The organism is Mycobacterium sp., assembly GCF_049281135.1.
In the GTDB taxonomy this organism is placed as follows: domain Bacteria; phylum Actinomycetota; class Actinomycetes; order Mycobacteriales; family Mycobacteriaceae; genus Mycobacterium.
This window is the reverse complement of sequence record NZ_JBAPRN010000046.1, coordinates 1-7,471: the sequence shown is the minus strand read 5'-3', so window position 1 is coordinate 7,471 and position 7,471 is coordinate 1. Positions and strand designations below refer to the sequence as shown.

Annotated in this window: 10 protein-coding genes and 1 pseudogene; 9 read left to right on the top strand and 2 right to left on the bottom strand. The window is 65.9% G+C overall.

Annotation, left to right across the window (positions count from 1 at the left end; all coding sequences use genetic code 11):
* Window positions 1–314 (top strand): zinc-binding dehydrogenase (locus WAN02_RS01765; protein ID WP_422262264.1); only part of this gene is annotated, 314 nt, incomplete at its 5' end.
* Between the two features lie 18 nt (window positions 315–332).
* Window positions 333–1,031 carry a haloacid dehalogenase type II gene (locus WAN02_RS01760; RefSeq protein ID WP_422262262.1) on the top strand — a complete coding sequence of 233 codons (699 nt, stop codon included), beginning with the start codon at window positions 333–335 and terminating at the stop codon, window positions 1,029–1,031.
* Between the two features lie 11 nt (window positions 1,032–1,042).
* Here WAN02_RS01760 and WAN02_RS01755 read toward each other — a convergent pair whose 3' ends face one another.
* The gene (locus tag WAN02_RS01755; protein WP_422262260.1) at window positions 1,043–1,930 is read right to left on the bottom strand and encodes a chitin-binding protein; all 888 of its coding nucleotides are present in this window, start codon (window positions 1,928–1,930) and stop codon (window positions 1,043–1,045) included.
* Between the two features lie 308 nt (window positions 1,931–2,238).
* Here WAN02_RS01755 and WAN02_RS01750 point away from each other — a divergent pair, with 308 nt between their 5' ends.
* From WAN02_RS01750 to WAN02_RS01730, 5 genes and pseudogenes are all read left to right on the top strand, one after another.
* Window positions 2,239–2,772 (top strand): methylated-DNA--[protein]-cysteine S-methyltransferase, encoded by a 534-nt coding sequence (locus WAN02_RS01750; protein WP_422262258.1) that lies wholly within the window; start codon window positions 2,239–2,241, stop codon window positions 2,770–2,772.
* A gap of 5 nt (window positions 2,773–2,777) precedes the next feature.
* Window positions 2,778–3,272 carry an RNA polymerase sigma factor gene (locus tag WAN02_RS01745; protein WP_422262255.1) on the top strand — a complete coding sequence of 165 codons (495 nt, stop codon included), beginning with the start codon at window positions 2,778–2,780 and terminating at the stop codon, window positions 3,270–3,272.
* Window positions 3,259–3,861 (top strand): methylated-DNA--[protein]-cysteine S-methyltransferase, encoded by a 603-nt coding sequence (locus WAN02_RS01740; protein WP_422262253.1) that lies wholly within the window; start codon window positions 3,259–3,261, stop codon window positions 3,859–3,861. Before WAN02_RS01745 ends, WAN02_RS01740 begins: the two co-directional genes overlap by 14 nt.
* Window positions 3,862–3,926: 65 nt before the next feature.
* The gene (locus WAN02_RS01735) at window positions 3,927–4,466 is read left to right on the top strand and encodes a hypothetical protein (RefSeq protein WP_422262251.1); all 540 of its coding nucleotides are present in this window, start codon (window positions 3,927–3,929) and stop codon (window positions 4,464–4,466) included.
* Between the two features lie 247 nt (window positions 4,467–4,713).
* Window positions 4,714–4,943 (top strand): annotated as a pseudogene (locus WAN02_RS01730) (pyridine nucleotide-disulfide oxidoreductase); the annotation flags it as partial.
* On the opposite strand, the gene WAN02_RS01725 reads toward WAN02_RS01730, so the two are convergent.
* Window positions 4,940–6,007 (bottom strand): NAD-dependent epimerase/dehydratase family protein, encoded by a 1,068-nt coding sequence (locus WAN02_RS01725; RefSeq protein WP_422262249.1) that lies wholly within the window; start codon window positions 6,005–6,007, stop codon window positions 4,940–4,942. The pseudogene WAN02_RS01730 and the gene WAN02_RS01725 overlap by 4 nt on opposite strands.
* Before the next feature lie 103 nt (window positions 6,008–6,110).
* Between WAN02_RS01725 and WAN02_RS01720 the strand changes: the two genes are divergently transcribed.
* Together WAN02_RS01720 and WAN02_RS01715 are read left to right on the top strand one after the other, a co-directional pair.
* Window positions 6,111–6,914, top strand: a complete 804-nt coding sequence (locus WAN02_RS01720) for a lysophospholipid acyltransferase family protein (RefSeq protein WP_422262266.1) — start codon at window positions 6,111–6,113, stop codon at window positions 6,912–6,914.
* Between the two features lie 95 nt (window positions 6,915–7,009).
* Window positions 7,010–7,471 (top strand): wax ester/triacylglycerol synthase domain-containing protein (locus WAN02_RS01715; RefSeq protein WP_422262247.1); only part of this gene is annotated, 462 nt, incomplete at its 3' end.

Genomic DNA, 7,471 nt, shown 5'->3' with positions numbered 1-7,471 from the left:
CACTGGACATGCTGCGGCGCGACGGCACCGCATGCCTGGCCGGTTGGTTGGGCGGACTCAATCCCATCGGGGAATTCAATCCGCTCTTGCGCATGCCCAGTGGCGTCAACTGGAACTTCTTCGGAAGCTTCGTATTCGGCGAGTCCGGTTTCCCGCTTTCTGACGTGCCACTGCAGGACATCGCGACCCAAGTGGCCGCCGGCCAACTCGAAGCCGCCCCGGAACGTGTTTTCTCCTTCGATGAGATCCGCGAAGCGCATCGAGTGATGGAGGCCGGAGAAGCCGGCGGCAAAATGGTGGTCGTTGTGGAGTGAGCGCTGGATGATGGGACGATGACCGCCGCACCGTCAATTCTCGTGTTCGACGTCAACGAGACGCTGATCGACATCGAGTCCATAGCACCGGTTTTCGCGCGTATCTTCGGCGATCCTGCGGCGATGCGGGAGTGGTTCAATCAACTGGTCATGTACTCGATGACGACGACCTTGTCGGGGCAGTACGTCGACTTCTTCACACTCGGCCAGGGCATCCTGCGGATGCTCGCGACCACCCGCGGTGTGGAGATCGCCGAGGCGGACGTGGACGCGCTGAAACGCGCAATGCTCACCATGCCGGCCCACCCGGACGTCGAGGACGGCCTGACGACTCTGCGCGACAATGGCTTTCGTCTGGTCACGCTGACCAACTCACCGCCCAACCCGGACGGGCCCAGCCCGCTGGAACATGCCGGGCTGGGCTACCTGTTCGAGCGACAGCTCAGCGTCGAGAGCTGCCGAGCATTCAAACCCGCGCCGGCGGTGTACTTGCACGCGTGCGAGCAGCTCGCCGTATCCCCGGCGGACTGCATGATGGTGGCCGCCCACGTCTGGGACACCATCGGCGCCCAGGCCGTCGGATTCAGCGGCGCATTGATCACCCGGCCCGGCAACGCGGCATTGCCGGTTTCGGGCTTGCCGCAGCCGACGGTCGTCGCGACCGATCTGCGCGATTTGGCGGCTAAACTCAGTAACCCCGGGCGATCTCGCGGGTAACGGTGGGCCCCCTACACCGGAATCCAGACTCCGAAGAGGTTGAAGCCCCACTGATTGAACTGTGGGTCCCAGGACGGTGTCTCTTCGAAGCCCCAGTAGTTGACCGGGCCGTCGGTCCACTGTCCACCCGGAGGGGGAAGTGGTTTGTCCCAGGCCGGCGGCGGTGGCGCGCCCGCACCCCAGGGTGCGGGTCCGTCGCCCCACGGGGCATTCCGGAAGCACCCGCGAGCGTCGTCACGCCACGAGCCGAGTCCGCATCTGATGCCGTTGCTGCCGTAGAAGTAGTTGTTGTAGAAGTAGGTGTAGTAGGGCTCGTTGCCGTGCCGGCCGTCGTCACCGTGGCCGTGATGCCCAGCGGGTCCACCAGGATGGCCCGGCCCACCAGGATGGTCCGGTCCACCCGGCCCGTCAGAACCACCCGGGCCTGGCCCGCCCGGACCACCGGGGCCTCCCGGGTTACCTGGACCACCAGGCCCGCCCGGTCCACCGGGCCCGTTAGGACCAACAGGCCCACCCGGGTCGCCCAGACCACCCGGCCCGTTAGGGCCACTCGGTCCTCCCGGATTACCAGGTGCGCCCGGACCGCCGGGGCCTCCTGGTCCACCGGGTCCCGAGCCGAATCCTCCGTGGCTGCCACCACCGAAGCCGCCGCCGTGGCCACCGCCACCAAAGCCGCCGCCACCGTGGCCACCGCCACCACCAAAGCCACCGCCGCCACCACCACCGCCTCCCAACGGTGCTGGTATCGGGCTATGAAATGCCGGCGGAGCACCCTGGCCGCCGGCGCGGGCGAGCGGGCCGGAAACGGCGCTTGCCGTTCCTGCTCCTGCTCCCATGGCGACGGCCGTGAATGCTCCGGCGATGGCGGCTCCGGCCATCAGTTGCTTCGGTCGCATCATCGTGACTTCTGTCTACTTCGGGCCTATGCAGCCCCGGATTGGACAAAATCGACGCTACATAGGATGTCTATGAATTAGCTTCAAGTAACCTGCCAACCCGGTTCGAAGTAGCGAGCCTTGCAAACAGATCAACGGCGACAGGCAATTTCGCGGAGAGGCTAGCCAAATTCGTTAACCGGCCAACGGTGTGATGCGTTAACTTGAGCATGGCTCAGTAGAAGTCGACAGATTCGAATAACGACCTCACATTCCGGATGGGCGAGGCGTCTACCAGGTAGACAACATTTCCAACGAACACCGGAGGTCTCATGTCCACCGCAGCCACCACCACGTCGACTCGTCACGTCGTCATCGACTCACCGATCGGACCGCTGACTCTGGTGCGCGACGACGGCGGCCTGACCGGCCTGTACTACCCGGGCCACTGGACCCGGCCGGACCAGACGACCTTCGGGGCGCGAGTCGAGCCAAGCGACGACCACGGATTCGACGAGGCGATCACGCAGCTGCGCGAATACTTCGCCGGCGAACGCCAGGAATTCGATCTACCGCTCAATCCCATTGGCAGCGAACGGGCCCGCCGACTCTGGCAGCTGCTCGCCGAAATCCCCTACGGCCGCACCACGACGTACGGTGCGCTGGCCCGCAGGATCGGTGGCGGCATCAGCCCGCGCGCTATCGGAGGATTCGTCGGCCACAACCCGTTGTCGATCATCATCCCATGCCATCGCGTGGTCGGATCCACCGGCAAACTCACCGGGTATGCCGGCGGCCTGGACCGCAAGCAACACCTTCTCGAGCTGGAGAAGGCCGTACCCGTTGCACCGCAAGCACTCTGGTAACAGGAATGAAGCCGCCGTTCGAAAACGTCGTCGCGCAGCACGGTGCCACCGTGCTGCGGGTGGTGCACGCGGTCCTCGGCCACGCCGACGCTGACGACGCATGGTCAGAGGCCTTCCTGGCGGCGATGAAGGCCTACCCCGACCTGCCGGCTGACGCCAACGTCGAGGCGTGGTTGGTGACGATCGCTCACCGCAAGGCGATCGACATCACCCGCGCCTCGGCCCGACGGGCCATCCCCGTGCCGGAAACACCGGACCGGCCGATGCCAAGTCACGACGACGACCACTTCGAGCTGACCCAAGCGGTTGCCGCCCTGCCCACCAAGCAACGTCAAGCGGTGGCCTATCACTATCTGGCCGGGCTGCCCTACGCCGAGATCGCCGCCCTCCTCAACAGCAGCGCGGCTGCCGCGCGGCGGGCAGCCGCCGACGGCATCGCCACCCTGCGGCGCACCTATTCGCATGACCTCACAACGGAGTTCGCTGATGACCACCTTTGACCTCGCCGCGGCGTATCCGGTCGACGACGACGACCTCACCCGCCTGCACGCCCGTCTGGCGGCCGCCGCTGACGACGACGACCTCCTCGACGTCGCCTACCGCACGGTCGACTCGCCGGTCGGCTCGTTGCTGAACGCCGCGACGCCCGTCGGGCTGGTGCGCGTGGCGTTCAGCAACGAGGGCCACGACGCCGTCCTGCAGAACCTGTCCGACCGGATCAGCTCCCGATTGCTGCACGCCCCGGCTCGCCTGGACGCTGTAGCGCACCAACTCGACGAGTATTTCTCCGGACGTCGTCACGCCTTCGACGTTCCGCTGGATTGGCAGCTCTCCAAAGGATTTCGCCGCGTGGTTCTCGGTCACCTGGCCGTTGACGTCGGCTACGGCACCACTGCCAGCTACGGCACCCTGGCCCGACTTTCGGGTTCACCCAAAGCCGTTCGCGCCGTGGGGACGACCTGCGCGACCAACCCCATCCCGGTCGTGGTGCCGTGCCACCGGGTGGTCCGCTCCGACGGCACCATGGGCGGCTATCGCGGCGGACCGACCGCCAAACGCGCGCTATTGGATCTCGAAGGCATTGGATGAGGCCCGCACGCAACCGGGTCTCGCCTCGCGGCGACATCATCGCTGTCACGCGCCGCGGAGCATGGATGGGCAATCGGGGTCGACTGCACGAAGGACGCGGCGCCCGCGACATCGTCAGGAACTCTCGGGGCAAGGCCTGGATCACCTGCGTCTTGGAGTTCAGGGGACGGCACGCTGAACAGTGGGCGCCCAGCCACTACACCCAGTTGTTCTTTCTCGACGAGGCGGTCGCATTCGCCGCGGGTCATCGCCCCTGCGCCGAATGCCGCCGCAGCGACTACAACACCTACCGGCACATGTGGCATGAAACCCACGGCGGTGCAGTGCCTTACGCCAAGGACATGGACAACGTCCTGCACCGCGAGCGAGCTGAATCGCATCGGCTGCCGTGGAGTGCCCTGCCAGATGGGGTATTCGTCGACACAGACGACGGACCGGCCGTGATCGTGGACGATCACCTCGCGGTCTTCGACGAACATGCCTACGCCTACCGGCGACCGGTGGCGAAGCCGGTGGAGGGCGTCGCGTCGGTGCTCACTCCAGCGTCGACGGTGGCAGTGCTGAGCGCGGGATACCCAGTCCAGATCGATCAGAGCGCGCGCTGAACCAAGGGCCCGACCCCCGCACGATCAATCTTTTGGGCTACTCAACCCATTCTGTCGATGCCGCAGTAGGCTGTCACATGATCCGAGCGGAAGGGCCGAAAGTGACAGCAGCCGAACATACTTACGATGTCGTCGTTCTCGGGGCCGGACCGGTTGAACAGAATGCTGCCGAGCGCGCCCGCGCGGGTGGTCTCAGCGTCGCAATGGTCGAACGCGAACTGGTGGGCGGTGAATGCTCCTACTGGGGGTGGTGATGGGCGCAAAACTTTACGCGGACGGATACACGGGGCGGGCGCGGATGGTCGTGGACGCCGACCGCGGCTACCTGCACGGCGTGACGTTGGTCGGTCCCGGCGTCTCGCAGTCGCCGGCCAAGTGCCCGTCGACCGGCTGTGGCATGCCGTGCCGTGCTTCCCGCCGATCAGCGAAACCTGGCTGAGACTTCTTGAAGCGCATCGCGATTCGACCCCCGCCTAATCGCTACTGTCGGGCCGAGGTTCGCCGAGCCGGGATCTGATCGCGCCCCACGGATCGGCGTAGCGGCCGGGTGTGTCCCGATATGCGGCTTGGCGTTTCAGGAACTGCCGTACGACGGGGCCGACAAAGAACATCGGATAGCGCCGCCACCCGACGATGGCCCGCATTTCCGCGAGCATGTCCGGCCACGAGTGGTGCTGGAACTTCAACGCCTGCTGCGCGCGGGTGGTATCCAACCAGTCGGTGACGAACCAGTTTTCGTCACTGTCGGGATCACCGGGGCGGCCGGCGGGCAGGACGTCCGACAACCCCCTGGCCGCGGCCAGTGCCAACCCGACCTCTTTCTGCCGGAGCAGATGCGAATCGTCGCCGGCGATCAGCAGAGTTTCACCCGCGACGTCGGCCGTCGCTGCGGCGGCGAACGCGGCCGCGACGTCCCGGACGTCGACGGTGTGGATACGCCCGTCGGTCGGCAGCGCGCTTTCGAAGAACAAAGCGTCGCCGGTGAACGGCATCGCGCCCGGCTCGACGCTGATCACCCCGCCTAGACGCAAGATCACCCATTCCAAACTCGAAGCCCGGAGCCGGTTTTCGGCCACCACCTTGTGGGCGCCGTAAAGGTCCGCCGGCCGCAGCGGGGAGTCGGCACGCAGCCGGTCGGGGTGGCGATGCGGATTACGCGACCCGTAGACCGCATTGCTGGACGCCAACACGAAGCGCGGCGGATGTTCGCTTGCCTCCGCGGCGCGCAGCAGCTCCGCGGTCGCATCCACGTTGACGCGACGCGCGAGTTGGGGGTGGCGATAGGCCGGCGGCAGAATCACCGCGGCCAGGTGGACGATCACCGTTGGCGACACCTCGGTGAGCAGCCGGTCAACGTCGCGCGGGTCGGTGAGGTTGGCCCAGCTCGCCTCGACGCCGGCGGGCAGCGACTCGGCGGCTTTGTGCTGCGCAGGGGTTCCGAGGTCGGTGGCGACCACGCGGTGGCCGTCGGCAGCCAGCCGGCGCACGGTCTGCGACCCAACCAGGCCGAAACCCCCTGTGACAAGCACCTTCTCGGCCATCGCCCCCCACTCTGAGATCGGCTCTCAGTAAACGGATATGACATTCTCTGAAAATGAGAGTATCATGCTGCTAACGTTGACCGGCAACCGCGAGGGCTCAGACATGGCGAAAGCGCCGAAGAATCGCGAGACGGCCAAGTGGGATCCGGAATTCACCAAGCAAGTCGCACAAACCGTCGGACCGTTGATCAAGCGGTATCACCGCGCCGAGGTCCGCAACATCGACAACATTCCGCGATCGGGTGGAGCGCTGGTGGTGTCCAATCACTCCGGCGGGATGATGACTCCCGACGTCTTCATCTTCTCGCCGGCCTTCTACAACGAATTCGGCTACGACCGACCCGTCTACACGCTCGGCCACTACGGCATCTTCATGGGTCCGTTGGACGGAGTGTTGCGTCGCCTCGGCGTCATCGAGGCCAGCCGCGAGAATGCTGCCGTGGCACTGCATTCGGGCGCGGTTGTGCTGGTGTTCCCGGGCGGCGACTACGACTCCTACCGCCCCACATTCAGCGAGAACACCATCGACTTCAACGGCCGCACCGGCTACGTCCGGACCGCCATCGAAGCCGGCGTGCCGATCGTGCCGACGGTCTCGATCGGCGGGCAGGAAACCCAGCTGTTCTTGACCCGCGGCAACTGGTTGGCCCGCACACTCGGTCTGACCAAGGCTCGAGTGGACATCTTGCCGGTGACCTTCGGTTTCCCGTTCGGCTTGAGCGTGATCCTCCCCCCGAACGTTCCGCTGCCATCGAAAGTTGTCACCGAGGTCCTCGAGCCGATCGACATCGCCGCGCGATTCGGCAATGACCCCGACGTCGCCGAGGTGGACGGGTACGTCCGTTCGGTGATGCAGGCCGCGCTGGACCGGTTGGCCAAGCAGCGCCGGTTTCCGATCCTGGGCTGATGTCCGGGTCCTGAGCTGCCGGCGGCGAATCTGCGATTTCGGCGAATACGCCATCTCGTTGGTGCTTGCATGAACAGGTCGGCACGGAGGTGGGCGTGAAAAGACTCAACGGCATGGACGCCATGCTGCTGTACAGCGAGACGCCGAACCTGCACACGCACACGCTGAAGGTCGCGGTCATCGATCCTTCCGACGGCGGAACGGACTTTGACTTCGATGCCTTTCGGCGCCACCTTCGCCGGCGGCTGCATCTCTTGGAACCGTTGCGCTACAAGCTCGTTGACATCCCCTGGCGGCTGCACCATCCGATGTGGCTGGAGAACTGCGATGTCGACTTGGACTACCACTTGCACCGGGTACAGGTGCCCGCACCCGGTGGGCGCCGCGAGCTCGACGCCGTCGTCGGCGAGGTGGCGTCCACGCCGCTGGATCGCAGCCGGCCGCTGTGGGAGTTCCACGTCGCCGAGGGCCTGTCCGGGGGACGCTTCGCTCTGATCGGCAAGATCCACCACGCATTGGCCGACGGCGTCGCATCGGTCAATCTGCTGGCCCGTGCC

Coding starts and splice junctions, on each gene's coding strand:
- WAN02_RS01760 (WP_422262262.1), top strand. CDS start 333: ATGACCGCCGCACCGTCAATTCTCGTGTTCGACGTCAACGAGACGCTG.
- WAN02_RS01755 (WP_422262260.1), bottom strand. CDS start 1,930: ATGATGCGACCGAAGCAACTGATGGCCGGAGCCGCCATCGCCGGAGCA.
- WAN02_RS01750 (WP_422262258.1), top strand. CDS start 2,239: ATGTCCACCGCAGCCACCACCACGTCGACTCGTCACGTCGTCATCGAC.
- WAN02_RS01745 (WP_422262255.1), top strand. CDS start 2,778: ATGAAGCCGCCGTTCGAAAACGTCGTCGCGCAGCACGGTGCCACCGTG.
- WAN02_RS01740 (WP_422262253.1), top strand. CDS start 3,259: ATGACCACCTTTGACCTCGCCGCGGCGTATCCGGTCGACGACGACGAC.
- WAN02_RS01735 (WP_422262251.1), top strand. CDS start 3,927: ATGGGCAATCGGGGTCGACTGCACGAAGGACGCGGCGCCCGCGACATC.
- WAN02_RS01725 (WP_422262249.1), bottom strand. CDS start 6,007: ATGGCCGAGAAGGTGCTTGTCACAGGGGGTTTCGGCCTGGTTGGGTCG.
- WAN02_RS01720 (WP_422262266.1), top strand. CDS start 6,111: ATGGCGAAAGCGCCGAAGAATCGCGAGACGGCCAAGTGGGATCCGGAA.